Genomic DNA, 24,515 nt, shown 5'->3' on the forward strand with positions numbered 1-24,515 from the left:
TGGCGGTGAACGGGCAGCACCGGCAAGGCTATTGATGTCCGGCCCGATACCGAACCCCCTGGGAGTATTCTTGATCGCCGCGTCCGGCCCACCGCGTCCTTCCGTCCTGTTCGTCACCGATCTCGCCTACGAGGCGCGCGGACGGCGCTACTGCGACGAGGACATCTTCCTGACGTCCCGGCTCCGCGAGACCTTCGACGTCGCCCTCTGTCACCCCCGGGACGCGGCGGCGCTGCTGGACGGCTTCGACGCGGTCGTCGTCCGCAACAGCGGTCCGGTGCTGCACTACCAGCAGGCGTACGACGCGTTCGTGGCCCGGGCACGGCAGTCGGGAGCCCTGGTCTGCAACACGCTGGACGGACGCGGGGACATGGCGGGCAAGCAGTATCTGGTCGATCTGAGCCGGGCCGGCTTCCCGGTGATCCCGACCGTGGACCGTGCGGCCGATCTCGGGCTGCTCCCCCGGTCGGACGGGTACGTGGTCAAGCCCAAGCTCGGCGCGGACTCGGTCGGGCTGCGGTTCACCGAGCGGCCGGAACTTCCCGAGGACGCCGACGGCACCCTTCTCGTCCAGCCCCGGATCGACTTCCGCTACGAGGTGTCCTTCTACTTCGTCGACCACGACTTCCAGTACGCCCTCCACGCCCCGCGTCCGGAGCGGCGCTGGGTGCTCGAACCGTACGCGCCGAGCCCCGAGGACCTGGCCTTCGCACGCCGTTTCGTCGAGTGGAACACGCTCACGCACGGTGTCCAGCGGGTCGACGCCTGCCGGACACCGGAGGGCGACCTGCTGCTCGTCGAGCTGGAGGACCTCAATCCGTACCTGTCCCTCGACCGGGTCCCGGAAGAGGTCCGTGAGGCTTTCGTGGCCCGGCTGACGGCCTGCGTACGGGAGCTGACGGCCTGACCCGTCCGGCTCGCCCCCGCATGCGTGATCCAGGGCCGGGTGTGAGGGTGCGAGGGTGACCACTGCCAGCGAGACCTCATCCGCCGCGCAGAGTGCCGCAGCGCCACCCGTCCTCGACCCCAGGCGCCGGAACATCGTCTTCGCCACGATCGTGCTGGGGATCCTGCTCGCCGCGCTGGACCAGACGATCGTGGGGACGGCGCTCCCCACGATCGTCTCGGACCTCGGCGGCGCGGAGCACATGTCCTGGGTGGTGACGGCCTATCTGCTGGCCGAGACCGTGGCGACGGTGCTGGTCGGGAAGTTCGGCGACCTCTTCGGCCGGAAGCTCATCTTCCAGATCTCGGCCGTCATCTTCATCACCGGCTCGTTCCTGTGCGGGCTCGCCTCGAACATGCTGCTGCTGATCATCTGGCGGGGTCTCCAGGGCATCGGCGCGGGCGGACTCATGGTCACCTCCATGGCGCTGATCGCCGATGTCATCCCGCTGCGGGACCGGGGCAAGTACCAGGGGGCCATCGGTGCGGTGTTCGGTGTGGCCACGGTCGTCGGTCCCCTGCTGGGCGGACTGTTCACCGATCATCTGACCTGGCGATGGGCGTTCTACGTGAACGTGCCGATCGCGATCGTGGTGGTCATCGCCGCCGCCCGCAACATCCCTTCCGTGCGCGCGGCCGGACGCCCGGTCATCGACTACCTGGGCATCGGGCTGGTCGCCGTCGGGGCCAGCGCGCTGATCCTCGGCACGAGCTGGGGCGGCAACGAGTACGCCTGGGGCTCCCCGGTCATCATCGGCCTGTTCGTCGGGGGCCTGATCGCACTGGCGCTCTTCTGCCTCGTGGAGACACGGGCGAAGGAGCCGATGCTGCCGATGCGGCTGTTCCGCAACCCGGTCTTCGCGGTCTGCTCCATCCTGAGCTTCATCGTGGGCTTCGCCATGCTCGGCGCGATGATCTACCTGCCGACGTATCTGCAGTACGTCGACGGGGACTCCGCCACCCTCTCCGGGGTGCGGACCCTTCCGCTGGTGATCGGCCTGCTGGCCGCCTCGATCTTCAGCGGCAACGTGGTCAGCAGGACGGGCCACTACCGCTTCTTCCCGGTGATCGGTTCGCTCGTGATGGCGGCCGGCCTCTACCTCCTGTCCAGGATGGGCCCGGGCAGCGGGGTGTGGCTGGAGTCGCTGTACATGCTGGTGCTGGGCATCGGGATCGGGCTGTCGATGCAGGTACTGACCATCGCCGTGCAGAACACGGTCGACTACTCGGACCTCGGCACCGCGACCTCCGGCGTGACGTTCTTCCGTACGCTCGGCAGCTCGTTCGGCACGGCGGTGTTCGGCACGATCTACGCCAACGCGCTGCGGCCGAATCTGACCCAGGGTGTCGAGCAGGCGGCGCGGGCGGGCGGCGATCCGGCGTCCCTGGCGCGGGTCGCGGAGAGCCCGCAGGCCGTGCACGCCCTGCCGCCCGAACAGACCGCGCCCCTCGCCCAGGCCTACGCGGACACCCTCCACACGGTCTTCCTCTGGACGGTGCCGGTGGCCCTGCTGGGGTTCGTGGTCTCGCTCTTCCTGAAGCAGGTGAAGCTGCGCGACAGCGCGCGGGCGGGCTCGACCGACATGGGCGAGGGCTTCGCCCAGCCGAGGACCGGTGACGCGGCGAACGTGCTCGAATCCGCAGTGGCCCGGATCATGCACCGGACCGGCCCCGACACGGCACGCCGGATCGTGGCGGAGTCCGACACCCGGCTCGACGTCGCGGGGGCCTGGGCCGTGATGCAGGTCGATCTCTTCACCCGGATGGTGGGCCACGCCGGGCTCCGGCTGATCGCCGCCCGGCACCGGATCCCGCCGGAGGTGCTGGTGCCCGTCTTCGACCGGATGATCGAGGAGGGCTACCTCACCGGGGACGGCCGGCTCTTCACCCATACGGCGGCAGGCAGTCGTGAGGCCGCGACGATCTCGGCGGCCTGGGGCCGCTGGCTCAACGAACGGCTCGCCGAGGACGGCGCCCGGCCGGACGACCGGCAGCTGCGGGCGGCGGTCGACGTGATCGCCAAGCGACTGCTCGCGGAGGACCTGGAGCAGCAGCTGGCCCCGTCGACGGAGCGGACGGCCGCCTCTGTGTGACGGCGCCCGCTCAGAGCTCCCAGGAGCGGGGGCGGTCCAGGGCCTCCCACTCCGGGCGGAGGAGGGACAGCACGGCGTTGTCGTAGCGGCGGCCCCGGTGGAGGCAGGACGCGCGGCGCACCCCCTCCGGGGCGAAACCGGCGGCGGCGAGGACCGAGAGGGCCGGGGCGTTGTCGGTGTGGGTGAGGGCCTCGACCCGGTGCATCGGCAGTTCGCCGAAGGCCAGGTCGGTGAGGGCGTCGAGGGCGGCGACGCCGAGGCCGCGCCCCCGGTGTTCCCGGTCGAGGAGCAGATAGGCCTCCGCGGTGCCTTCGGCCAGCTGCTGGTCGTGCAGGGCGATGAGGCCGGCCGGTGTGCCGTCGGGCAGCAGGACGAGGAAGTCGTCGCGGGAGCTGTCGTCGAGGTGGCGTTCGATGCGCTCGGTCAGCTCGTACAGCGAGCCGGGCCAGACGCCGGTCTCGTGCGCCGCCACCGGATCGGAGCGCCAGCGGTGCACCAGCGGCGCGTCCGTGATCTCCAGGGGCGTGAAGGCGATACCGCGACCGCTCCAGCAGTGTGTCCGTCCGGCGTCCGGCTCCGTCGCGCTCTCGCTGTCCATGCGCGGATCCTAGGAAGACGCGTCCGGCCGGGGCAACGGGATTTCAGTCGACGAAGACCGCTGCCGCGTAGACCCAGGCGCCCTCGTGGCGCACGAAGCGGCTCTTCTCGTGGAGGGCGTCGGGGCGTCCGCCGTCGGTGTAGCGGGCCCGGAAGGTGACCGTTCCGGTGGTGTGGAAGGCACTGCCGTCGGTCGTCTCCAGGATCTCCAGGCCCGTCCAGCGCATGGCCGGGTCGAAGTCGACCGCCGGCGGGCGGGTGTCAGGGTGCCAGGTGCGCAGCAGGTAGGCGGCGTCCTGGACCACGAAGGCGGCGTACCGCGAGCGCATCAGTGCCTCGCAGGTGGGTGCGGCCGCGCCCCCGGAGTGGTACCTGCCGCAGCAGTCGGCGTACGTGGCGGGCAGGCCGCACGGGCAGGGGGAATCCGGGGCCGTCCGTCCGGGGTTCGCGCCGGCGGTCCTGGTGGAGGGGGCGCCGGATCCGGTCGGGCGGGAGGTGCGTCGTGACATGCCCCCATTGTCGCCGGTCGTCCCGGTGGCGGGTGGGCCGGGTTCCCGCTCCGGGTCAGCGCTTGCGGGCGACGCCCGCGTAACCGGGGATCGGCTCGTGGCCGGGGACGTCGATGACCTCGCCGAGCTCCGGACGCCACTCCGCGGAGAGCGAGACGCCCGGTTCGACGAGCGCGAGGCCGTGGAAGAAGGCGGTGAGCTCGGCGCGCGAGCGGGGCCGCAGGGTCATTCCTCGCGCCTTGTACATGGCCCTGGCCTGGGCCGCGCCCTCGGGGTCGAAGTCCCCCGTCGTGTGCGAGAGCACCAGATAGCTGCCGGACGGCAGCTGCTCCACGAGCCGGTCGACGAGATCGGCGGCGCCGTCCTCGTCGTCCACGAAGTGGAGCAGGGCGAGGAGGGAGAGCGCGATCGGACGGTCGAAGTCGAGGACCTTGCCCGCCGCCTCCAGGATCGCTTCGGGCCGGCGGGCGTCGGCCTGGATGTACTCGGTGGCGCCCTCGGGGGTGGAGCGCAGCAGGGCCGCCGCGTGCGCCAGCACGATCGGGTCGTTGTCGCAGTAGACGACGCGTGCGTCCGGAGCGGTCCGCTGGGCGATCTGGTGGAGATTCGGCTCGGTGGGTATGCCCGATCCGATGTCGAGGAACTGGCGCACACCGTTCTCGGCGAGCCAGCGGGTCGCCCGGTGCATGAAGGCGCGGTTGACCCGTGCCATGTCACGTCCCCGGGAGTCCAGGGCGAGCAGCTGCTGGGCCATCTGTTCGTCGACCGGGTAGTTGTCCTTGCCACCGAGGAACCAGTCGTACATCCGTGCCGGATGCGGCTTGCTCGTGTCGATCTCGACGGCCTGGGATTCCTGCGCGGTCATGACGCACTCCGTTGGTCGGGGACTTCGGCGAACAGCGTGTGGGGCGAGCCTGGGAGACTGTGTGTCAGGTGAGGAGGAAATCCGCCTGACCGGACTTGGCGCCCTGGATGAAGGCGGCGATCTCGCCGTTGGAGTAGATGAGCGCGGGGCCGTCCGGGTCCGCGGACTGACGGACCGCCACCCTGCCGTCGGCCAGCTTCATGGCCTCGATGCAATTGCCGCCGTTACCACCGCTCCACGGCTTGTACCAGCCTTCGGTGCCGAGGTCGGCGGCCGGCATGCCGTTGTATATGTGGTTCATCACAGCTCCTTGCGGAAGTCCCTGAGGATTTCCTTCGTGCGTTGTGCAGTCGCGGCCTGAGCCGCCATGCGGTCCATGACCTCGAGGTAGGAAGCCACCTCCGGGCGCGCGTCGAAGTAGACGGCGCCGGTCAGGTACTCGCTGTAGACCATGTCCGGGAGTTCCGGGACGGCGAAGCGGAAGAGGACGAACGGGCCGTACGTGCCCGGGTGGTGACCGGTCGCGAACTCCGCGATCTGGAGGGTCACGTTGGGCAGGTCCGTCGCTTCCAGCAGGCGGTCGACCTGCGCCCGCATCGCCTCGGGGCTGCCGACGGGACGGCGCAGGACGGTCTCGTCCATCACCACCCACAGCTTCGGCGCCTCGGCCTTGGTGAGCAGGGACTGCCGCTCCATCCGCAGCGCCACGTGGCGCTCGATGTCCGCGGGTCTGGTCTGGCCGACGGCGCCGGTACGCAGGACGGAGCGGGCGTAGTCCTCGGTCTGCAGCAGACCGGGGACGAAGTGCGGTTCGTAGGTGCGCAGGAGGCTCGCGGCACCTTCCAGGCTGACGTACATGCTGAACCAGTCGGGCAGCACGTCGTGGAAGCGCTGCCACCAGCCCGGCTTGTTGGCCTCTTCGGCGAGTTCGACGAAGGCGTCCGTCTCTTCGTCGGCGATCCCGTAGGCCTTGAGGAGGAGTTGGACGTACGGGATCTTCAGCCCGACCTCGGCGGTCTCCATCCTGCGTATGGTCCCGGGGGCGACACGGAGCACCTTCGCCGCCTGGTCACGGCTCAGGCCGACGCGCTCCCGCAGATCCTGCAGGCGCTTGCCGAGAACGACCTGACCCACGGTCGGGGCGGACCGCGGTTCGCTCACTTCAGACCTCCCGATGCGCTGTGTGCCAGCAGTGTGCCATGCGCACGGTCCCAGGGACACTGCCACTCTGAATTTTTCAGAGTGCCTCTTGCCAAGTGTTCATGTCAGGGGGAGAGTTGGTGACGGAACCAAGTTCGCGTGGTCGTTCCCGCCCCGTTCCGGGGCGGCGCGAAGCGTGACGCAGCCCCCACTGTGAGGATTCGGTCGTGGCACCTGGCAGTGCGCTCATCCCCCGGCTCATGGACCTCAGCCCCGGGACGGAAGCGCTCCGTTACTGCTTCGCACTGCCCGCGCGCCCCGAGTCCGTGGCCGGTGCCAGGCGGCTCACGCGGGCCCGGCTGGCGGACTGGCGGCTGACCGGGGACACCCATGACGCGGCGGTGCTGATCGTCTCCGAACTGTTCACGAACGCGGTGGTGCACACCGCGAGCGCCCGGGTCGTCTGCGAGCTCCGCTGCGACGCCGCCCGTCTGCGCGTCTCCGTGCAGGACCAGGGGCACGAGCCCGGCGGCCCGCGGCTCTCCCTCACCTCCGACGGGGAGCACGGGCGCGGCCTGCTGCTCGTCGACTCCATGAGCGCCGCCTGGGGGTCCCACGACGCGGGGAACCACTCCGGACGCATCGTGTGGGCGGAGCTGCCGTACGGTCCGGAGCGGTCATGCTGAGGAACGCCCTGTCCCTGCTCCTCGGGGCGCGCCGGGGACGCCCCGAGGAGCCGGACGGCGGCGCACCCGACCGGGTCCGGCTTCCGCTGCCGCCCGCGCTGTCGGCGAGCCTCGGCTGTGACGCGGTGGGCGTGCCCGCGCAGTACGGGTTCCGGCTGATGTCGCATCTGCCGCGTGCCGGATGCGTGTTCGCCGACGCGGACCGGTGGTGGTGGATCGTCCCGGCGGGTTCGGACCTCGACCTGGACTGGCCGGAGCAGGCTTCGTACGCCGCCGGGGCGTACGTCCCGGCCGGGCGGCCCCGGCTGATCCACACACCGGAGAGCCGCACGCCCTACACGCCTCCCATCCCGCTCTTCCTCATGGTGTGCCAGGTCACCGGCGTCGCTCCGTCCTGGGGCCCCTCCGGGCGGCCGAGGGCGGTACCCGCTCCCTGAGGCGCCGGCCCCTGCCGTTCAGGGGCGGTCGAGATACGCGAGCCCCGGGTGCGCCCCGGTGTACCCCTCGACGAGCCTGCGGGCCACGTTGACGGAGTCGACCAGCGGGTGCAGGGCGAAGGCGCGTACGGCCGCCGCCCGCGAGCCGCTCTCCGCCGCTTCGAGCACCGCACGCTCCACCGCCTTGACCGCGGTGACCAGCCCGACCGCGTGGTACGGGAGCGGGTCGACGGCGACGGGATGCGCCCCGTTGGCGTCGACGAGACACGGAACCTCGATGACGGCGTCCTCGTCGAGGACCGTGAGGGTGCCCCGGTTGCGGACGTCGAGGATCAGCGAGGTGCGTTCGTCCCGGGCGACGGCCCGCATCAGCGCCAGGGCGACCTGCTCGTACCCCCCGGACTCGAGGTCGCTCTCCTCACGCTCACCGGCCCCCGCCACGTCCCGGTTCTCCGACATGTACGTGGCCTCACGTTCGGCACGCGTACGGTCCCAGGTGGCCAGCGGCGGGGCGGCCGGGTCCTTCATCCGGGCGTAGAAGCCCTCCTGCTGGTCGCGCAGGAAGGCGCCTCGGGTCTGTTCGGCGTCCTGGTAGGCACGGACCGCTTCCCGGTTGAAGTAGTAGTAGTGCAGGTATTCGTTGGGGACGGCGCCCAGTGAGCGCAGCCAGTCCGCGCCGAACAGCCGGCCCTCCTCGAAGGAGCCGAGCAGGGCGGGATCGGCGAGCAGGCGCGGGAGTTGGTCACGCCCGTCGACATGGAGCCCGCGGACCCAGCCCAGGTGGTTGAGCCCGACGTAGTCGATCCACGCCCGGTCGGGGTCCACGTCCAGGACGCGGGCGATACGCCGGCCGAGTCCCACCGGTGAGTCGCAGATGCCGATGACCCGGTCGCCGAGGTGCCGGGCCATCGCCTCGGTGACCAGGCCGGCCGGGTTGGTGAAGTTGATGACCCACGCGTCGGGTGCGAGCCGGGCGATGCGCCGTGCGAGGTCGGTCGCGACGGGGACGGTGCGCAGTCCGTAGGCGATACCGCCCGCCCCGACCGTCTCCTGTCCCAGCACCCCCTCGTCGAGGGCGACACGCTCGTCGGCCGCCCGCCCTTCGAGACCGCCCACCCTGATCGCGGAGAAGACGAAGTCAGCACCCCGCAGGGCCTCGTCGAGATCACCGGTGGCGAGGACCGGGGGCGCGTCGTCGATGCCGGCGGCCTGTTCGGCCAGGACCCGTGCGACTGCGGTGAGCCGGTCGCCGTCCGTGTCGTACAGGGTCACCCGCGAGACGCGGCCTTCGGCGTGATCATCGAGGAGTGCCCTGTACACCAGGGGGACCCGGAATCCGCCGCCACCAAGAATTGTCAGCTTCACGCTGCTCGATGGTACGGGGCGGGAGGCCGGGTGCCCCGGACATCGGGCCCGGAGCACCCTGCACTGCGGACCGCCGTGCCGTCAGTGGCCGTTCCACCACCGCACGACGGCACGCCAGACCTTCGCCGGCCCGCTCCGCTGCGCCGGGATGACGGCGCCCTCCGCGGACGCGGTGTCCGCGGGGGCGGCGGGCGCCCCGGGGGAAACGCGGCCGACGGGCGCCGCCCCGCGGACGGCGGGTGAGGCGACCACCCAGTCGCCGTGTGTCCGGGGCCGGGCCACGGCGGGCAGTGGTTCCTCGTCGATCTCCTGCTGCGGCGCCGGGGCGAACGTCGCCGGCAGGTCCACGAGATGCCGTGACATGAAGTTCCCGGCCCGGCTCAGCTTGTCCTCGTCGACCGCGAGCTCCAGGTCGGGCAGGCGCATCAGGAGGGCGTCGACGCCGACGTCGGCGATGGCGCGTCCGATGTCCTGGCCCGGGCACTCGTGGGGGCCGCTGCTGAACGCCATGTGGGCGCGGTTGCCCTCCATGCTGAGGGTCAGGTCGGGCCGTACGGCGGGATCCGTGTTGGCCGGCGCGATGCCGACGATCAGGGCGTCACCGGCCTTGATCTGCTGCCCGCCGAGCTCGGTGTCGCCCACCGCCCAGCGGCCGAGGACCGCGGTGAAGGGCGGCTCGTCCCAGAGGGTCTGCTCGACCGCCTCGGGCACGGTCATGTGCCCCCCGCTGAGCCTGGCCCGGAACCTGGGGTCGGTGAGCACCATGCGCAGGACGTTGGCGATCAGATTGGTGGTCGTCTCGTAGGCGACGATCAGGACCACCCTCAGGTGCTCGCTGACCTCCTTGTCGGTGAGGCCCGCGGGGTGTTCGACCAGCCAGGTGGCGAAGTCCTCCGCCGGTGCGGCCCTTCGGCGCTGGACCAGCCGGTCCAGGGCGCCGATGACATAGGCGTTGCTGGCGACGGCGGTCTCCGAGCCACGCGTCATGTCACGGGCGGCCTGGACCAGACGGTCGTCGTACTCCTCCGGCATGCCGATGATCGCGCACATCACCATCATCGGGAGCCGCTCGGCGAACTGGTTGACCAGCTCGGCCCTGCCCTCGGCGCAGAAGTCGTTGACGAGCCGGTTGGAGTACCGGTTGATGTGGCGGCGCACGCCGCGGGTGTCGATGCGCGCCATGCTGTCGGTGACCGCGCCGCGCAGCCGTTCGTGTTCGGCGCCCTCGGCGAAGGAGCAGACGGGCTGCCAGGTGAAGAGCGGGGCGAGCGGGTGGTCGGGGGCCACGCTGCCGTCCTGCAGGCCACGCCAGCGCCGCGAGTCGCGGGAGAACTGCGAGGGGGTGCGGGTCATGTGGAGGTTCTCGCTGTGTCCGAGGACCAGCCAGGCGGGGACGTCCTCGTGCAGCAGGACGGGCGCGACCGTGCCGTGTTCGGCGCGCAGCTTCTCGTACAGACCGGCGGGGTCGGTCTCGGCCTCGGGTCCGTAGAGCCGGCGCAGCCCGCCGGGCCCGATTCCCATGGAGTGCGCGGGGCATTGCGGGGGCGGAACCGGGCCTGCGGACGATCCGGGTTCGTACTGGAAGGGGGTTGTCACGGTGGCTCCAGGAATAGGACGTTCCGGAACAGGGCTGTTGGGGACAGGGCCCGTTCGAATGCAGAGTTGGGTGCCGTCGTCAGGTGAGCGGCACGGCGAGGCTGTGCAGGTAGCGCATCAGGGTCATCAGCACGTCGCGGCTGGAGGCTCGCAGCCGCGCGTCGCAGTCGATCATCGGAACCTCGTCCGGCAGGTCCAGCGCGCTGCGCAGGGCCTCGACGGGGTGTTTCGGGGCGCCGGGGAAGGTGTTGACGGCCACGACGAACGGCACGCCGCGCTCCTCCAGCCTGCCGATGACGTCGAAGCTGACCTGGAGCCGCCGGGTGTCGATGAGGACGACGGCTCCGAGTGCCCCTTCGAAGAGCCCGTTCCAGAGGAACCAGAAACGTTCCTGGCCGGGGGTGCCGAACAGATAGAGGATCAGTTCGTCGCTGAGACTGATCCGGCCGAAGTCCATCGCGACGGTGGTGGCCGTCTTGGTCTCCACCCCCACGTTGTCGTCCACGCCGACACCGGCCTGGGTCATGGTCTCTTCGGTCGTCAGGGGCCGGATCTCGCTGACCGATCCGACCATGGTCGTCTTGCCGACCCCGAACCCGCCGACGACGACGACCTTCACCGCGGCCGTGGCCGTGTCGGGGAGGACGTCCTCGCTGCGGGGGCCCGTGACCGTGTCAGAGCTTCTGAAGTCCATGCATCACCGCTTCGAGGAGGGACCGGTCCGGGAGCGCGGCGCGGACGATGGGCGCGCGCGACTCGATCAGTTCGGTCGCCAGGAGTTCTGTCAGGAGCGAAGTGACCACGCTGAAGGGGAGACTCAGGTAGGCCGAGATCTCGGCGACGGACAGCGGCGCCTTGCAGAGCCGCAGGATCGCGGCCTGTTCGGGCTGGACCGTCGGCGACGGCTCGGCCTGCGCCACCACCATCGTGACGAGGTCGAGCGCCGCTCTCTCGCCGTCGGGGGCACCGGTGATCACGTACAGCCGTTCCGGGTCGCTCACCGCCGGGTCGGCCTTCCGGCGTTCTCGTCGGGGAGGACTCATCCGGCCTGCCCGTCGTGGCGCGGGGGACTGGTCAGGTGCGCGCCGATACGGACGACCATGTCGCGCATGCGGGCGCCCACCAGTCCGGCGTCGACCGTCTCGCCGGCCAGGACTGCGAGGTAGGCGCCGGCACCCGCGGCCATCAGGTAGAAGAACCCTCCGGTGACCTCGATGACGACGAGCTTCATCAGCCCGTCGCTGTAGGGGATCTCGGTGGCGACCGCGGCGGCCAGGCTCTGCAGTCCGGCGCAGGCGGCGGCGAGACGGTCGGCGACGTCGGGGTCCCCGCCGTGCCGGGCGATGCGCAGGCCGTCCGCGGAGAGCACCACGATCTGGTGGATGCTCGGTACGTCGTCGGCCAGTTCCTTGAGCATCCAGTCCATGTTTCCCCGTTGCTGGATCACTTCTCGTCTCCCTTGTCCCACGCGTCATCAGAGTCTGTGTCGTTCCCGGGGTCCCTGGGCACACCGTTGACGGCCTGGGTGAAGGCCTCCAGCCAGAGGCCGGGCGGTGCCGTCCCGCCGCCACCGTGTCCGTTGTGCCCGTTGCGCGCGGCCGGTTCGGCGGCCGGCGCGGACTGTTGCGGGAGGTTGTGCGATCCGAGGGGTGCGCGCCCTCGGCTGCGGCGCTGCGGGAGCCCGCCCTCGGTCCACTCGGTCACGACGATCTCGTCGTCGCCCATGGCCGCCGAGGCGGCGGGCCCGGGCCGTGCGGCCGAGGCCGCCGGGGCCGGTTGGGGGACGGGGGTCGCGAGCGACGGGACGGGGCCGGTCGCGGCGGGGCGCGCCTTGTGCTTGCCCCGCGGGGGGACGACGTGCTGCATCTGCGACATGTCGAGCGAGCTCTGGGGCCGCGAGGTGGCGCCGATGCCGTGCGCGATGCCTGGAGCGGGGCCGGTGGTGATCATGTCGCGCGGCACGATGAGGACGGCGCGGACCCCGCCGTACGCGGACTGCCGCAGGGAGACCTGGAGTTGGTACATGCGGGCGAGCCGGCCGACCACGGCCATGCCGAGGCGCGGGGACTCCCCCAGGTCGTTCATGTTGATGCCGGCCTGTGCCTGGGCGAGCATGTTCTCGGCCCGCACACGGGCTTCCTCGCTGAGGCTGACGCCGCCGTCCTCGATCTCGATGGCGATGCCCGTCTGCACCTCGACCGCGGTGACGTGCACCCGGGTCTGCGGCGGCGAGTAGCGCGTCGCGTTGTCGAGGAGCTCGGCGCAGGCGTGGATGAGCGGCTCGACCGCGGTGCCGACGATGGCGACCTTGGCGATCGAGTGCAGGTCGACGCGCTGGTACTCCAGGATCCGGGACATGGCGCCACGCAGCACGCTGAACAGCGGCACGGCCTTGGGCCACTGGCGGCTGGGGCGTGCGCCGCCGAGTACGGCGATGGAGTCGGCGAGGCGGCCGATCAGCGCGGTGCCGTGGTCGATGCGCAGGAGGTCGTCGAAGACGTCGGGGTTGCGCCCGTGGTGGTCCTCCATCTCCCGGAGTTCACTGGCCTGCCGGTGGACGATGGCCTGGACCCGGCGGGCGACACTGACGAAGGCGCGCTGCGCGGAGTCACGCATCGCCTCTTCGTTGTCGATGATGTCGAGGACCTGGAGGACCAGGGCACGCTGCGCCTTGGGGAGGTTGCGGTAGGACGCGTCGGCGTCGACGATGTCGCGCATCACCTCCTGCGGGGAGTTGCTGGCGCGCAGCCGGCGGATGGCCGCGGGCAGGAGTTCCTTGCTGAGCCGTTCGGTCTCCTGGTCGTAGGTGGCGATCCTGTGTTCCAGGGCCGCGATGCGCCGTTCGTACTCGGCCCGCTGGACGCGCGTCGCCCGGCGTCGGCGGTTCAGTACGACGGCGAGCGTGGCGACCACGACTGTGGCGACCGCACCGCACCAGACGACTGCCGCCCGTGTGGCTCCGGTGACCGGCACCGCGCCGGCAGCGGTGGCGCCTGCCATCAGCACCACGGGCAGGAGCGCGGCACGGACTACGGGGATGTCTCTTTTGGTCGGCGGTGATTCAACACGGACCATCTAAACCCTCTGGCGGTTGATTTCGGGAGGTATACGCATGTGCACGGATAGTTGTGCACAAGCGCTCGAATTCATATCAACTCGACTTCACTGCGCGTGAGCCTAGCCAGATCAGAACAGCGCCTCGGCATATTCGCCCAACCCCCTGCGCGAGCACGCCCGCGGTAATACACTCGCCAGTTTTGCACTCACCGGTGTCAACCGTGCGCAGGGAGTGACCTGCATCGGGAATCGGGAGAAAGCGGACCCTCATGTCCGACTCTGCGGGACAGGAGGGCTCGTGGGTCGGTGGCGCTGAGGGATCAATTACCAGCAGCAACGCGAAAATCTGGGCACAGACGAGCGATCAGCACGGGAACGTATGAATACCCAGAAACCGCAGAGCGGGACAAGCGCACATGCGATCGAATCGGATCGAAAGGAGCAGATCCCTGATCGACGAACGAATGAACGAACCGTAGCTCGAAGGAAGTGCGGGGGCCGGGGCGCCGGATCGGCGGTCGACGACGTGCGGACGGGGCCGCGAATCCGGCTCCCACCACCCTCACCCTCCGTGAGGTTCATCCCGTCGTCCGGGGGATCGCTGCAATCCTGTCCGTGCCTCCCGGATGTCAGCGACGGCCGCCGAGCCGGCCCTCCAGTTGCACCAGCAGCTCACCGAGCTGTCCGCTCAGACCGCTGCGCGTCTCCTCGTCGAGCCCCGAGAGCACCGCACGCTCGTAGGCGAGCTGTTCGGGCAGCAGACGGTCGACCAGGTCGCGCCCCGCCCCCGTGAGCCCGACGTGGACGACCCTGCGGTCCCTGACGTCGCTGCGGCGGTCGATCAGACCGGACTCCTGCAGGGCGCGCAGTCGCTTCGTGACGGCTGCCCCCGACGAGAAGGTCTCACGGGCCAGTTCGCCGGGGGTGAGTTCACGGTCGGTGCGCCGCATCGCTCCGAGCAGGTCGAATTCGGCACGGTTCAGTCCGGCGGACCTCAGTGGCGCGTCCTCGGCCTGCTGGAGGAGGGCCGCACAGCGGTTGATGCGGCCGATGAGTTCCATCGGCCCCGTGTCCAGCCCCGGGCTGACGGCCTGCCACTGCCGTACCACCGAGGCCACGATGTCGTCGGTCACACCGCTCCGTTCGCCGGGGGCAGGGAGATCAGTCCCTGCCGTTGTGCTGTCGCCGCGAGCGTACGGTGTCCTGCCTGCTCAGCGGCGAGCAACTCCTCCTCGGGAAGTGCGCGCTGCCACCATTCGCCCGAGGCGACGTCGCCGGCGTCGCGCAGTTCGACGAGGGCGGCGGTCAGCCTCCTGCGGGCCGTCTCCAGCGTCGGAGGGTCGGCCGCCGGGTCGGCGACCGCGCGTTCGGCGCGGTCCCTGGCGTCCCCTGCCGCGGCGAGAGCCCGCTCCACGCGGCCGGAGGCCCTGCGGTTGGTGACGGCGACCGCGACGAGGAAGCCGACCGCGACGCCCACGAGCGTGTCCAGGGCCCGGTCCCTGATCAGCAGGCCCGCCGGCTGGAACCCGCCGAACTCCAGGATCAGCAGGGCCATCGGGGTCACGGCGACGGAACCGAGCCAGTAGTTGCGGGTGATCAGCGCCTCGGCGGCGAAGTTGAAGAGGAGGACGCACAGGACGAGGGTGAGCGGTCCGGTCCGTGCGAGGGGGATGACGGCGGCGAAGACCAGCACGCCGAGGAGGTTGCCGACGGTCCGCTGCAGGCCCCGGCTCCAGGAGAGGGCGAGGTTGGGCTGGTAGACGGAGGCCGCGGTGACGATCGCCCAGTACGGGTGGCCGACGCCGAGCGCCGAGGACACGTAACCGGCCAGGGCACAGCCGACGAGCGTGCGGGCTGCGACCGGCAGCACCGGTGAGCCGGGGCCGAGCGCGCGCAGTAGCCGGCGCCTGCCCTCGCGCCGCCCACGCCGCATCCGTTCACCGGACCGTTCGGCGTCGATCCCGAAGAGCTGCTCGATGGTGCCCGGCGCGGGCGGGGGGCTGGGGACGGGCCCCCGGGCCCGGGTCCCCGCCGCCCACCGGCGCAGCTCGTCGGGGTCGGTTCCCGGGACGTGGCCGTCGGCAGCAGGAGTGGCGAGGGCACGCTCGGCGTGGACGACGAGACGTTCCAGTTCCTGGCGCACGGGGGTGGGCCGGCCCGAGGCGAGCAGTGACTGCCACGCGCCCTGCACCGCCGCCGCGGCTGCGTGCCGGCTCCGGGCGTCGGGCTCAGCCGCGTACGCCGCGGCGGCGTCGAGCGCGCGGGCGGTCGCGAGACGCTCGGGACCTTCCTTGTGCCACAGGGCGGGGCCCGCGGTGACCAGCCAGGAGAAGGCGCCCGCGGCCAGCATCAGCGCCATGTGTCCCGGGACCTGCCCGAGCTCCTGCGGCACGAAGAGCGCGGCCGAGGTGACGAAGGCGAAGATCACGTTGCCGGGCGGCCCGATGCGGGTCGCGTCGCAGAAGGTCTTCTGCACGGCGGCGAGCAGCGCGCCGACGGCGATCAGTACGGCGGTGGAGTCGGTGAGCGAGGCGGTGACCAGGGCGGCCGCGAGCCCGGCGGACATCCCCAGGATCACTCGGAGGACGGTGTGGGCCCTGCGGGCGTACGGCAGGTTGTGGCCGTAGAGCGCGCACAACGAGCCCGCCATGGTGTACATGACCAGGTCGAGCCGGCCGAGGGAGTACAGCAGCAGATTCGGGACGGCCGACGCCACGACCACACTCAGCGCGGGCTTGTACCAGATCTCCGCGGGGCTGTTGAGCCGCAGGACCCCGATGACCGGCAGTTTGTGGACGGATGGCTTCCGGGATCGCACAGCTGTATCACTCACTCATTCACCTTAACAGGTGTTACACCCGTAAAACATTTTCGGCGGGGCTCCGGCTCGGGTAGCAGCCGCCCCTCGGCGGACCTAGCGTGCTGCACAACAGCGTAGGAAAGTGACGGGTCGCTCGCCTCGGGAGGAAACCGCATGAAGCTCACGGAGCCGGTACCAGGTGGCCCTTGCTGGGTCGAACTGAGCACCTCGGACGTGGGGGCGGCCCAGGCGTTCTACGCCGGACTCTTCGGATGGCGGTCCGAGACCGACCCACGGCCCGAGGCGGGCGGCTACACCACGGCACGCCTCGGCGAGGACGCCGTCGCGGCCCTCAGCCCCCTCTACCGCCCGGAGCAGCTGCCGGCCTGGACCGTCTCCTTCGCCACCGAGGACGCGGACGCGTCCGCCGATGCCGTGCGGTCGGCGGGCGGCACGGTACTCATGGGCCCGCTGGACGTCTTCGACCAGGGCAGGTTCGCGGTGGTGGCCGACCCGGCGGGCGCGGTGTTCTCCCTGTGGCAGGCGCGCGCCTTTCCGGGCGCGGGCCGCTTCAACGATCCGGGGACCCTGGGCTGGACCGAGCTCCGCACCTCCGACCCGCAGGGCGCTCTCGCCTTCTATCCGGCGGTGTTCGGCTGGACCGTCAGCGACTCGGCGCACTTCACCCACTGGGGTGTGGACGGAGCCGACTTCGGCGGGCTGAAGGAACAGGGCGAGGACGAACGGGCGGAGACCCCTCCGCACTGGCTGCCCTACTTCATGGTCTCCGACACCGAGAGGACCGCGGCCGGGGCCCTGACCGCGGGAGGCGAGCCGCTGGCACACCCGGTACACATCCCCGGCGGACCCTGGGTCGCGACGCTCCGCGACCCCCAGGGGGCGAGGTTCGGCATCCACACGCCCTGATCCAGGCCCCACGCGCCCTGACCCAGGCCCCACGCGGACGCTCCGGCCCCCGCGCACGCGTCGAGGACCGCCCCTCTGCGGCTCCCGTGCACGCGTCGGGGACGGATCCTCAGCGTCTCGCGGGCGGCCCTGCCCCCTCGGGCACCCGGATGCCTTCGGCGGCGTCCGCGACCCTGCGCATCAGACCGAAGAGGGCCGACTGCTCGTCCGTGGAGAGCGGGCCGAGGAAGACCTGGTTCATCCCGGCCGTGCGGCGGGCGAGCCGGCCGTGGGTGCGGACGCCCTCGTCCGTGAGGCGGAGCAGCCAGCGGCGGCCGTCCTGCGGGTCGCGCACCTTGCCGAGCAGCTCCCGGCGCAGCAGCCGGGTGACCACCTCGGCGACGGTGGACCGGTCGAGCCCGACCCGCTCCCCCACCGTCCGCTGATCGAGGCCGGGTTCGGCGGTCAGGGCGTTCAGGACGGCGAACTGGGGGGAGGTGATCTCCTCGGAGACCATCGTGTTCCACAGCAGGTGGTGCGCCTGCTGAAGGCGCCGGGCCAGGTGCCCGGGGTGGGTACTCAGGTCGACCGCCTGCACGGCACCGCCCTCTCTGTCGGCCGTCGGCCGCCGTCTCCGTCGGCCCGGATGCCGAAGATACACAGTGTACTGAGGGTCTTGACCCCAACGACGCGCCCTGGGTAGCTTCATGGCCACCCCGATTTAGTCAGTGCACTGAGCATTATCGCGATTCACGGAGCCGTGACATGACCGCACGTGACCTTCCCGCACCTCCCCTGCCCGACGGGCTGAGCCAGCAGGAGATCGACTCCGAGGTGGCCAGGGCCCAGGCGTCGGCCGAACCGGGTGCCCACCATCCGCCGCGCGACTACCCGCCGTACCGCAGCAGCCACTTCCGCCACCCGCACCTCTCGCCGATCCCCGTGCGCGACCCGGAGGCGGTCGAACTGTCCGGGCCGGCCTTCGGCGTCACGGACGTCACCGCGCTGGACCGCGACCTCACCGCGCAGCACGCCGGCGAGCCGCTCGGCGAGCGGATCACCGTGACCGGACGGGTACTGGACCGGGCCGGACGGCCGGTGCGGGGCCAGCTCGTCGAGGTGTGGCAGGCCAACGCCTCCGGGCGGTACGCCCACCAGCTGGACCAGCACCCGGCCCCGCTCGACCCGAACTTCACCGGTTTCGGGCGGTGCCTGACGGACGAGCACGGCGGCTACGCGTTCACGACCGTCAGACCGGGCGCGTATCCGTGGCGCAACCACACCAACGCCTGGCGCCCCGCGCACATCCACTTCTCCCTGTTCGGGACGTCCTTCAGCCAGCGGCTCGTCACCCAGATGTACTTTCCCGGCGACCCGCTCCTCCCCTACGACCCGGTGATCCGCTCCGTCACCGACCGGGCCGCGCGCGAGCGGCTGGTCTCGGCCTACGACCACGAACTGTCCGTCCCCGAGTGGTCCCTCGGCTACCGCTGGGACATCATCCTGGACGGGCCCTGCGCCACCTGGACCGAGGAAGAGGGCGACCACTGATGTCCCACGCCCCGACTCCCTCCCAGACCGTGGGCCCCTTCTACGGCTACGCCCTGCCCTTCCCCGGGGGCGCCGAGGTCGCCCCGGCCGGACATCCCGGCACGGTCACCGTGCACGGCCACGTGCTCGACGGCCGGGGCGAGCCCGTGCCCGACGCGATCGTCGAGACCTGGCAGCCCGCACCCGACGGATCGCGGACGGGCCTCCCGGGATCGATGCGCCACGACCCCGCGACGGGGAGGGTGATCGGACGCAACGGGGTCGACTTCACCGGCTTCGGCCGTGCGCCGACGGACGCGGACGGGCGATGGGCCGTGCGTACGCTCCCGCCCGGCGGGGTCCCCTACATCTGTGCGGCGGTGTTCGCCCGCGGCCTGGTCCAGCACCTCTACACCCGCGTGTATCTCCCCGATCTGCTCGACGCGGGGACGGACGCGGGCGATCCGCTGCTGGAGTCGCTGGACGCGGGACGGCGCGCGACACTGATCGCGACACGCACGGACCCCCGTACCTACCGTTTCGACATCCGCCTCCAGGGCGACGGCGAGACGGTCTTCCTGGAGTTCAGCTGATGCACGAGAGCGATGCCGGCCTCCTCGCCCCTGGGCGCGCCGGCTCCGCCGCCGAGGCCGCCACCGGTGACCACGCCTTCCTGCAGGCCCTCCTGGACGCCGAAGCGGCGCTCACCCGGGCCCAGGCCGCCTCCGGGACGGCGCCGGCCGAGGCGGGGCGGGCGGTCACCGCGGCCGCGGACGCCGGCCGATTCGACGTACGCGAGCTGGCTCTGCGGGCACGGGCGGGCGGCAACCCCGTGATTCCGCTGGTCGCCGCCCTGTCGGCGGCGGTCGACGAGGAGGTACGGCCCTTCGTCCACCGGGGTGCGACCAGCCAGGACATCCTCGACACCGCGGCGATGCTCGTCGCGTCACGGACCATCGCACCGGTCCTCGACGACCTGGGACGTACCGCCGACACGCTGGAGCGGCTCGCCGCGGAGCACCGCGACACGCCGATGCCCGGCCGCACCCTGACGCAGCACGCGGTGCCCACGACGTTCGGTCTCAAGGCGGCGGGCTGGCGGTCGCTGGTGCTCGACGCGCGGGACCGCCTGCGGACGGTGCGGGGCGCGCTCCCCGTCCAGCTCGGCGGCGCCGCGGGCACGCTGGCCGCCTTCCCCGCCCCGGACGGGACTCCGGCGGGGCCCGGGCTCGTGGCCGCCTTCGCACGGGAGACCGGTCTGGCCGAACCGCTGCTGCCCTGGCACGCCCTGCGCACCCCGGTCGCCGATCTGGCCGGCGCGCTCGCTTTCACCGCGGGCGCGCTGGGCAGGACGGCGGTCGATGTGCTCACCCTGTCCCGTACGGAGATCGCCGAGCTCTCGGAGGGATCCGGCGGTGGTTCCTCGGCGATGCCGCACAAGGCCAATCCGGTCCGCGCCACCCTGATCGCCGCCGCGGCACGCCGTGCGCCCGGCGCGGCGGCCACGCTGTTCGGCTCGCTCGCCGCCGGGGACGAGAGGCCCGCCGGGGCCTGGCACGCCGAGTGGGAGCCGTTGCGTGACCTGCTGCGCCTGGCCGGCGGGGCGGCCCGGGACGCGGCGGAACTCGCCGGGGGGCTCCGGGTGTTCCCCGCCGCCATGCGGAGCAACCTGGGGCTGACCGGCGGGCTGATCGTCTCCGAGCGGCTGGCCGCGGTCGCCGCCGGGCGGGTGGGCCGCGCCCGCGCGAAGGAGATCCTGACGGAGGCCGCCGGCCTGGCCCGCGACGAGGGGAGACCTCTGGCGGAGATCCTTGCGGGAGAACCCGCCTTCGAGGGCCTGGACCTCGTGGAACTGACCGACCCCGCCCGGTACACAGGCTGTGCCGGGACCCTCACCGACCGCGCCCTGGAGCGCCGATGACCACGACACCCGCCCGCCTCCTCCACCATCACGCCGAGGGGCCGGCAAGTGCTCCCCCGCTGCTGCTCGGCCCCTCGCTCGGCACCTCCACCGCGCTCTGGGACGGGGTCGCGCCCGAGCTCTCCGCCGCCCACCGGGTGGTGCGGTGGGACCTTCCGGGGCACGGTGGCTCGCCCGCCGGACTGATCGGACCGGGGGCGGACGTCGCCGATCTGGGCGCACTGGTGCTGACACTCGCCGACTCGCTGTCCCTGGACCGGTTCTCGTACGCCGGAGTGTCGCTGGGCGGCGCCGTGGGCCTCTGGCTCGCCGTCCACCACCCGGAGCGCGTCGACCGCCTGGCCGTGGTGTGTTCGTCCGCCCACTTCGGCGACCCGGGGCCGTGGCGGGAACGGGCCGCCCTGGTACGGGCCGAGGGACTGGGCAAGGTCGCGGAGAGCGCGGCGGGCCGCTGGTTCACACCCGGATTCACCGAGCCACGACTGCTCGACGATCTGCTGGGCACGGACCCCGCGGCCTACGCCGCGTGCTGCGACGCGCTCGCCGAGTGCGACCTGCGGCCCGGCCTGCCCGGGATCCAGGCACCGACGCTGGTCGTCGCCGGACGCGACGACCCCGCGACCCCGCCCGCGCACGCCCGGGAGATCGCCGACGGGATCCCGGGCGCCGCACTGACCGAACTGCCGCACGCCTCCCACCTGGCGCCCGCCGAACGCCCCGAGGCCGTGAGGGAGGCGCTGCGCGCCCACTTCGCTCCGGGAGAACGCGGCAGCGGGACGGCGGTGCGCCGCGAGGTCCTCGGTGATGCGCACGTGGACCGGGCGCAGGCGGCGACCTCGGAATTCACCGCGCCCTTCCAGGACTTCATCTCGCGCTACGCCTGGGGCGAGATCTGGACCGACCCCACTCTGTCCCGCCGGGAACGCAGCCTCATCACGCTGACCGCCCTGGTCGCGCACGGTCATCACGATGAACTGGCCATGCACGTCCGCGCGGCGGTACGCAACGGCCTCAGCCCGCGCGAGATCGGGGCGGCCCTCCTGCAGACGGGGGTCTACTGCGGCGTCCCGGCGGCGAACTCGGCGTTCGCGGTGGCCGACCGGGTGCTCGCGGAGATGGCACGGACGGAGCGGGACGGGCCTCGGTAGCGGCCTGGCAAGGAGGGACCTCAGCAGCGGCCGGTCGGGGAGGGGGCATCGGAGGGCCAGGTGGTACGGGGCGCTGGAAGGCCGGAGCGGCTTGGCCCCGTACCCGGTGGGGGCCCGGAGGATCAGCCGAGGCCGCGGGCGTCCTGCTTGAGCGCGGTGTCCACGGTCAGCGCCGTCGCCACCACGAGGCTCAGCAGCGGTTCGGGGAGCCGGTGGTGGATCTGGAGCACGTAGTTGTCCGCCGTGGTGAACATGGTCTTCGCCAGGCCCTCCCAGGTCTTGGTGATCCTGGCGATCTCGGCGCCGTTGTGGTCGACGATGGCGAAGTTCCACGCGCGCCAGTTCTCGGCCCTGATCGCTCCGACCTGCTGTCCGTCGACCGTCATGGCGAAGTTGATCTTGCCGATGGCGTTCTGCTGGACGATCTCCCCGACGGGCCGCCCGTCGGGACGCTGCACCACGACCCGGGACTTGATGAACTTCGCCGGGCGGGTCAGGAGCAGTTGCGGCTGCCCGTAGGCGTCGCGGATCTCCAGCCGGTGCGTGAGGTACTGGTCGATGCTGGAGATGAACCTGAGGACCTTCCGCAGGGCACTCTGGCCGACCTGGACGACCGACCCGACGGTGTTGCCCTGCTGGTCGAAGACGCTGTACTCGTTCGTGAGCTCGATCAGCTTGGCTTTCTGGTTCACCACCAGCACCTGCTGGTCGAACAGCGTGCCGGCGCCGGGCGCTCCCTGCTGGGGGACAGCCTGTGCGGGGGCGGCCTGCTGCGGGGCGTACTGCTGCTGCGGCATCACGGCCTGCGGCTGTGCCTGTCCGGCGTACGGCCCGCCCGCCTGCGGCTGGGCCTGGGCCGGTGCCTGCCCCTGGGCCGGGTGCGTGTGTTCCGTCCACCGGGAGCCGTCCCAGTAGCGCAGCAGCTGCGGCGCTCCGTGGGGATCCGGATGCCAGCCCGCAGGTATGTTCGATTGCGTCGTCACCGGGGCACACTATCCTGCCGAACTGCGGGCCGGACTCTTTGAACATTCACACACCATCTACGATGGCGGCGATGACCAGAGCGAGTGCACGGACGGACCGGCGACGGAGCGGCAACGGCCTGCTCACCGCGCCGGTCTGGGCTCTCATGCTCCTGGCGGTCTACCTCTGCTGCTCCCCCGCCGCGACGGCCGCACCCGGCGCGGAGGCCCCCTCGGCCGTCACCCTCAGGGCCTTCACCCCGGTACACACGGCTGCCGTGTCCGTCGTGGTGGCCGACGCGCCGGACGAACGCGGCATCGGAAGCTCCTGCCACGGACCGGTTGACCACTCGACGGCCGTCGTGCTGCCGGGCCATCCCGCTCCTCTCGCCCAGCCCTGCCACTCGGCATCCCCCCGGACGGCTCCGCTCGGCGGAGCCGCCACCATCCGGGGCCCGTCGAACGACAGCGTCGGCTCCGTCGACCAGCTGCGTCTCCAGATCCGGCGGACATAGGCATCCCGGATCCGCCCTCCGCGCCGTCGAAGCGCCGGAGGCGGGTCTCCGTATGCCCTTCCCCCCGCGTGGCGCGTCATCCGCGCACGCGGTCCGCCGAACCCGAGGATCTGACATGGCATCCGCCAAGAACCAGAACAGCCCTGCCGCCGCGCGCCGTGCCAAGCTCGAGGAGGCCCGCCGCAAGGAGCGGGCCCGCGAGCGGCGCAGCCGCATCATCACCATCACCGCGGCCGTGGTCGTGGTCGCCGGCCTCGTCGCCGGGGGCGGCTACCTGATGTCGGCCGCCGACGAGAAGGACAAGGCCGAGGACCAGGCCAGGACCTCACCCGTCACCGGGGAGAAGTCCTGGGACGACCTGGCCCAGGACCACGTCGAGACGCCCGTCGACTACCCGATGAACCCGCCGGTGGGCGGCAACCACAATCCGGTCTGGATGAACTGCGACGCGGACGTCTACACCGAGGCGATACCGAACGAGAACGCCGTCCACTCCCTGGAGCACGGCGCCGTCTGGGTCACGTACAACGACAAGGCGGCGGCAGCCGACATCAAGGCGCTCTCCGGGCGCGTCGAGAAGACGCCCTACTCCCTGATGAGCCCGGTGGCCGACCAGAAGGACCCGCTGATGCTCAGCGCCTGGGGGAAGCAGCTCACGGTGAAGAGTGCCACCGACGCCCGTGTCGCGCAGTTCTTCACCAAGTACGTCCAGGGCGCGCAGACCCCGGAGCCGGGCGCCGCCTGCTCCGGCGGGGTCGCCAAGTGAGTTCGGCCGGGCGTACCTCCCGTTCGCTGGTGTGGGCGGGGGCCATGGTGTTCGTCGTGGCCGTGGGGCTGGTGCTGCTGATGGTCGTACGCCCCTCGGCGGCTTCCCCTTCCGGCTCCGGCGCACCCGGTGCCGTCCCCGCGGAGGGCTCGGCCGACGTGGGCTTCGCCCGGGACATGTCGGTCCACCATCAGCAGGCGGTGGAGATGGCGTTCATCGTCCGGGACCGCACCGACGACGAGGACGTGCGCAGGCTCGCGTACGACATCATCAACACCCAGGCCAACCAGCGCGGCATGATGCTGGGATGGCTGGAGTCCTGGGACCGGCCCAAGACTTCGGAGCGGCCTCCGATGGAGTGGATGGGGCATCCGGTCACCCCGTCCGACGGCTCGCTCATGCCGGGCATGGCGACGGACACCCAGCTGGACCGGTTGCGCGCGGCGGACGGAAAGGACGCCGAGGTGCTGTTCCTCCGGCTGATGACCGTCCACCACCGCGCCGGGGCCGACATGGCGCAGGCGGCGGCCGGCGCGGCGGGCACGGACGGGATCAGGGGTCTGGCGGCGGGGATGGCCAGGGCCCAGGAGTCGGAGACCTCGCTCATGGCGGACATGCTCGAGGCCCGGGGAGCACAGCCCTGAGGCACCGGTGGGAGGGCGGGCCCCGCGGCGTCT

The 24,515-nt window shown here is 71.7% G+C and carries 27 protein-coding genes; 12 read left to right on the forward strand and 15 right to left on the reverse strand.

Features of this window, described 5'->3' with window-relative positions:
* Nucleotides 1–70 precede the first annotated feature (70 nt).
* Complete coding sequence (locus P8A20_RS03825; protein WP_306102850.1) at nt 71–907, forward strand: ATP-grasp domain-containing protein; 837 nt, start codon at nt 71–73, stop codon at nt 905–907.
* Between the two features lie 55 nt (nt 908–962).
* On the forward strand, nt 963–3,038 hold the full coding sequence (locus P8A20_RS03830) for an MDR family MFS transporter (protein WP_147961099.1): 2,076 nt from the start codon (nt 963–965) through the stop codon (nt 3,036–3,038).
* 10 nt (nt 3,039–3,048) lie between these two features.
* On the opposite strand, the gene P8A20_RS03835 is transcribed toward P8A20_RS03830, so the two are convergent.
* The 5 genes from P8A20_RS03835 to P8A20_RS03855 all read right to left on the reverse strand — a co-directional run bounded on the left by P8A20_RS03835 (nt 3,049) and on the right by P8A20_RS03855 (nt 6,170).
* Nucleotides 3,049–3,636, reverse strand: coding sequence for a GNAT family N-acetyltransferase (locus tag P8A20_RS03835; RefSeq protein WP_147961098.1), 588 nt, complete (start codon nt 3,634–3,636; stop codon nt 3,049–3,051).
* A 43-nt stretch (nt 3,637–3,679) separates the two neighbouring features.
* Nucleotides 3,680–4,144, reverse strand: coding sequence for a YchJ family protein (locus P8A20_RS03840; protein WP_306102851.1), 465 nt, complete (start codon nt 4,142–4,144; stop codon nt 3,680–3,682).
* A 55-nt stretch (nt 4,145–4,199) separates the two neighbouring features.
* Complete coding sequence (locus tag P8A20_RS03845) at nt 4,200–5,009, reverse strand: SAM-dependent methyltransferase (RefSeq protein WP_147961096.1); 810 nt, start codon at nt 5,007–5,009, stop codon at nt 4,200–4,202.
* Between the two features lie 64 nt (nt 5,010–5,073).
* The gene (locus P8A20_RS03850; protein ID WP_014152862.1) at nt 5,074–5,310 is read right to left on the reverse strand and encodes a DUF397 domain-containing protein; all 237 of its coding nucleotides are present in this window, start codon (nt 5,308–5,310) and stop codon (nt 5,074–5,076) included.
* Complete coding sequence (locus P8A20_RS03855; RefSeq protein WP_147961095.1) at nt 5,310–6,170, reverse strand: Sco1979 family transcriptional regulator; 861 nt, start codon at nt 6,168–6,170, stop codon at nt 5,310–5,312. Before P8A20_RS03855 ends, P8A20_RS03850 begins: the two co-directional genes overlap by 1 nt.
* A gap of 206 nt (nt 6,171–6,376) precedes the next feature.
* Between P8A20_RS03855 and P8A20_RS03860 the strand changes: the two genes are divergently transcribed.
* Entirely contained in the window at nt 6,377–6,835 is a 459-nt protein-coding gene (locus P8A20_RS03860; RefSeq protein WP_147961094.1) for an ATP-binding protein, read from the forward strand.
* Nucleotides 6,829–7,272 carry a hypothetical protein gene (locus tag P8A20_RS03865; protein WP_147961093.1) on the forward strand — a complete coding sequence of 148 codons (444 nt, stop codon included), beginning with the start codon at nt 6,829–6,831 and terminating at the stop codon, nt 7,270–7,272. The genes P8A20_RS03860 and P8A20_RS03865 overlap by 7 nt, the downstream gene beginning before the upstream one ends.
* Before the next feature lie 18 nt (nt 7,273–7,290).
* Here the strand turns inward: P8A20_RS03865 and P8A20_RS03870 are convergent, their stop codons facing one another.
* From P8A20_RS03870 to P8A20_RS03905, 8 genes are all read right to left on the reverse strand, one after another.
* Nucleotides 7,291–8,637, reverse strand: coding sequence for a 6-phospho-beta-glucosidase (locus tag P8A20_RS03870; protein ID WP_147961092.1), 1,347 nt, complete (start codon nt 8,635–8,637; stop codon nt 7,291–7,293).
* A gap of 81 nt (nt 8,638–8,718) precedes the next feature.
* Nucleotides 8,719–10,233: a cytochrome P450 gene (locus P8A20_RS03875; RefSeq protein WP_306102852.1), complete on the reverse strand. Its 1,515-nt coding sequence runs from the start codon at nt 10,231–10,233 to the stop codon at nt 8,719–8,721.
* 79 nt (nt 10,234–10,312) lie between these two features.
* Complete coding sequence (locus tag P8A20_RS03880; RefSeq protein WP_147961090.1) at nt 10,313–10,927, reverse strand: GTP-binding protein; 615 nt, start codon at nt 10,925–10,927, stop codon at nt 10,313–10,315.
* Nucleotides 10,908–11,276 carry a DUF742 domain-containing protein gene (locus P8A20_RS03885; protein ID WP_014152869.1) on the reverse strand — a complete coding sequence of 123 codons (369 nt, stop codon included), beginning with the start codon at nt 11,274–11,276 and terminating at the stop codon, nt 10,908–10,910. The genes P8A20_RS03880 and P8A20_RS03885 overlap by 20 nt, the downstream gene beginning before the upstream one ends.
* Nucleotides 11,273–11,680 carry a roadblock/LC7 domain-containing protein gene (locus tag P8A20_RS03890; protein ID WP_014152870.1) on the reverse strand — a complete coding sequence of 136 codons (408 nt, stop codon included), beginning with the start codon at nt 11,678–11,680 and terminating at the stop codon, nt 11,273–11,275. Before P8A20_RS03890 ends, P8A20_RS03885 begins: the two co-directional genes overlap by 4 nt.
* Nucleotides 11,677–13,308, reverse strand: a complete 1,632-nt coding sequence (locus P8A20_RS03895; protein ID WP_306102853.1) for a sensor histidine kinase — start codon at nt 13,306–13,308, stop codon at nt 11,677–11,679. The genes P8A20_RS03890 and P8A20_RS03895 overlap by 4 nt, the downstream gene beginning before the upstream one ends.
* A gap of 611 nt (nt 13,309–13,919) precedes the next feature.
* Nucleotides 13,920–14,423 (reverse strand): MarR family winged helix-turn-helix transcriptional regulator, encoded by a 504-nt coding sequence (locus P8A20_RS03900; RefSeq protein WP_306102854.1) that lies wholly within the window; start codon nt 14,421–14,423, stop codon nt 13,920–13,922.
* Nucleotides 14,420–16,123: an FUSC family protein gene (locus tag P8A20_RS03905; protein WP_306102855.1), complete on the reverse strand. Its 1,704-nt coding sequence runs from the start codon at nt 16,121–16,123 to the stop codon at nt 14,420–14,422. The genes P8A20_RS03900 and P8A20_RS03905 overlap by 4 nt, the downstream gene beginning before the upstream one ends.
* Before the next feature lie 141 nt (nt 16,124–16,264).
* Between P8A20_RS03905 and P8A20_RS03910 the strand changes: the two genes are divergently transcribed.
* The gene (locus tag P8A20_RS03910; RefSeq protein ID WP_147961088.1) at nt 16,265–17,017 is read left to right on the forward strand and encodes a VOC family protein; all 753 of its coding nucleotides are present in this window, start codon (nt 16,265–16,267) and stop codon (nt 17,015–17,017) included.
* Between the two features lie 109 nt (nt 17,018–17,126).
* Here the strand turns inward: P8A20_RS03910 and P8A20_RS03915 are convergent, their stop codons facing one another.
* Nucleotides 17,127–17,594, reverse strand: coding sequence for a MarR family winged helix-turn-helix transcriptional regulator (locus P8A20_RS03915; RefSeq protein WP_147961087.1), 468 nt, complete (start codon nt 17,592–17,594; stop codon nt 17,127–17,129).
* A gap of 167 nt (nt 17,595–17,761) precedes the next feature.
* On the opposite strand from P8A20_RS03915, the gene pcaH reads away from it, so the two are divergent.
* The 4 genes from pcaH to pcaDC are packed head-to-tail and all read left to right on the forward strand — an operon-like array spanning nt 17,762 to nt 21,595.
* Entirely contained in the window at nt 17,762–18,547 is a 786-nt protein-coding gene (pcaH, locus tag P8A20_RS03920; protein WP_147961086.1) for a protocatechuate 3,4-dioxygenase subunit beta, read from the forward strand.
* Entirely contained in the window at nt 18,547–19,119 is a 573-nt protein-coding gene (gene pcaG / locus P8A20_RS03925) for a protocatechuate 3,4-dioxygenase subunit alpha (RefSeq protein ID WP_147961085.1), read from the forward strand. Before pcaH ends, pcaG begins: the two co-directional genes overlap by 1 nt.
* A complete protein-coding gene (gene pcaB, locus P8A20_RS03930; protein WP_147961084.1) occupies nt 19,119–20,447 on the forward strand; it encodes a 3-carboxy-cis,cis-muconate cycloisomerase in 1,329 nt (442 codons plus the stop codon). The genes pcaG and pcaB overlap by 1 nt, the downstream gene beginning before the upstream one ends.
* Nucleotides 20,444–21,595 carry a bifunctional 3-oxoadipate enol-lactonase/4-carboxymuconolactone decarboxylase PcaDC gene (pcaDC, locus tag P8A20_RS03935; RefSeq protein ID WP_147961083.1) on the forward strand — a complete coding sequence of 384 codons (1,152 nt, stop codon included), beginning with the start codon at nt 20,444–20,446 and terminating at the stop codon, nt 21,593–21,595. The genes pcaB and pcaDC overlap by 4 nt, the downstream gene beginning before the upstream one ends.
* 122 nt (nt 21,596–21,717) lie before the next feature.
* Here pcaDC and P8A20_RS03940 read toward each other — a convergent pair whose 3' ends face one another.
* Nucleotides 21,718–22,578, reverse strand: coding sequence for an LURP-one-related family protein (locus P8A20_RS03940; protein WP_306102856.1), 861 nt, complete (start codon nt 22,576–22,578; stop codon nt 21,718–21,720).
* 62 nt (nt 22,579–22,640) lie between these two features.
* Between P8A20_RS03940 and P8A20_RS03945 the strand changes: the two genes are divergently transcribed.
* The 3 genes from P8A20_RS03945 to P8A20_RS03955 all read left to right on the forward strand — a co-directional run bounded on the left by P8A20_RS03945 (nt 22,641) and on the right by P8A20_RS03955 (nt 24,482).
* The gene (locus tag P8A20_RS03945) at nt 22,641–23,072 is read left to right on the forward strand and encodes a hypothetical protein (protein ID WP_306102857.1); all 432 of its coding nucleotides are present in this window, start codon (nt 22,641–22,643) and stop codon (nt 23,070–23,072) included.
* Nucleotides 23,073–23,187: 115 nt separating this feature from the next.
* The gene (locus P8A20_RS03950; protein ID WP_147961080.1) at nt 23,188–23,838 is read left to right on the forward strand and encodes a thioredoxin-like domain-containing protein; all 651 of its coding nucleotides are present in this window, start codon (nt 23,188–23,190) and stop codon (nt 23,836–23,838) included.
* Between the two features lie 44 nt (nt 23,839–23,882).
* On the forward strand, nt 23,883–24,482 hold the full coding sequence (locus P8A20_RS03955; protein WP_371934431.1) for a DUF305 domain-containing protein: 600 nt from the start codon (nt 23,883–23,885) through the stop codon (nt 24,480–24,482).
* Nucleotides 24,483–24,515 lie beyond the last annotated feature (33 nt).

This window comes from Streptomyces sp. Alt3 (genome assembly GCF_030719215.1).
GTDB classification, from domain to species: domain Bacteria; phylum Actinomycetota; class Actinomycetes; order Streptomycetales; family Streptomycetaceae; genus Streptomyces; species Streptomyces glycanivorans.

Bases quoted from the DNA above. Each gene is read 5' to 3' on its own strand.
- pcaB (WP_147961084.1), top strand. From the start codon at position 19,119: ATGCACGAGAGCGATGCCGGCCTCCTCGCCCCTGGGCGCGCCGGCTCC.
- P8A20_RS03950 (WP_147961080.1), top strand. From the start codon at position 23,188: ATGGCATCCGCCAAGAACCAGAACAGCCCTGCCGCCGCGCGCCGTGCC.
- P8A20_RS03910 (WP_147961088.1), top strand. From the start codon at position 16,265: ATGAAGCTCACGGAGCCGGTACCAGGTGGCCCTTGCTGGGTCGAACTG.
- pcaG (WP_147961085.1), top strand. From the start codon at position 18,547: ATGTCCCACGCCCCGACTCCCTCCCAGACCGTGGGCCCCTTCTACGGC.
- P8A20_RS03895 (WP_306102853.1), bottom strand. From the start codon at position 13,308: ATGGTCCGTGTTGAATCACCGCCGACCAAAAGAGACATCCCCGTAGTC.
- P8A20_RS03885 (WP_014152869.1), bottom strand. From the start codon at position 11,276: ATGAGTCCTCCCCGACGAGAACGCCGGAAGGCCGACCCGGCGGTGAGC.
- P8A20_RS03850 (WP_014152862.1), bottom strand. From the start codon at position 5,310: ATGAACCACATATACAACGGCATGCCGGCCGCCGACCTCGGCACCGAA.
- P8A20_RS03945 (WP_306102857.1), top strand. From the start codon at position 22,641: ATGGCGGCGATGACCAGAGCGAGTGCACGGACGGACCGGCGACGGAGC.
- P8A20_RS03955 (WP_371934431.1), top strand. From the start codon at position 23,883: ATGGTGTTCGTCGTGGCCGTGGGGCTGGTGCTGCTGATGGTCGTACGC.
- pcaH (WP_147961086.1), top strand. From the start codon at position 17,762: ATGACCGCACGTGACCTTCCCGCACCTCCCCTGCCCGACGGGCTGAGC.
- pcaDC (WP_147961083.1), top strand. From the start codon at position 20,444: ATGACCACGACACCCGCCCGCCTCCTCCACCATCACGCCGAGGGGCCG.
- P8A20_RS03835 (WP_147961098.1), bottom strand. From the start codon at position 3,636: ATGGACAGCGAGAGCGCGACGGAGCCGGACGCCGGACGGACACACTGC.
- P8A20_RS03865 (WP_147961093.1), top strand. From the start codon at position 6,829: ATGCTGAGGAACGCCCTGTCCCTGCTCCTCGGGGCGCGCCGGGGACGC.
- P8A20_RS03880 (WP_147961090.1), bottom strand. From the start codon at position 10,927: ATGGACTTCAGAAGCTCTGACACGGTCACGGGCCCCCGCAGCGAGGAC.
- P8A20_RS03840 (WP_306102851.1), bottom strand. From the start codon at position 4,144: ATGTCACGACGCACCTCCCGCCCGACCGGATCCGGCGCCCCCTCCACC.
- P8A20_RS03845 (WP_147961096.1), bottom strand. From the start codon at position 5,009: ATGACCGCGCAGGAATCCCAGGCCGTCGAGATCGACACGAGCAAGCCG.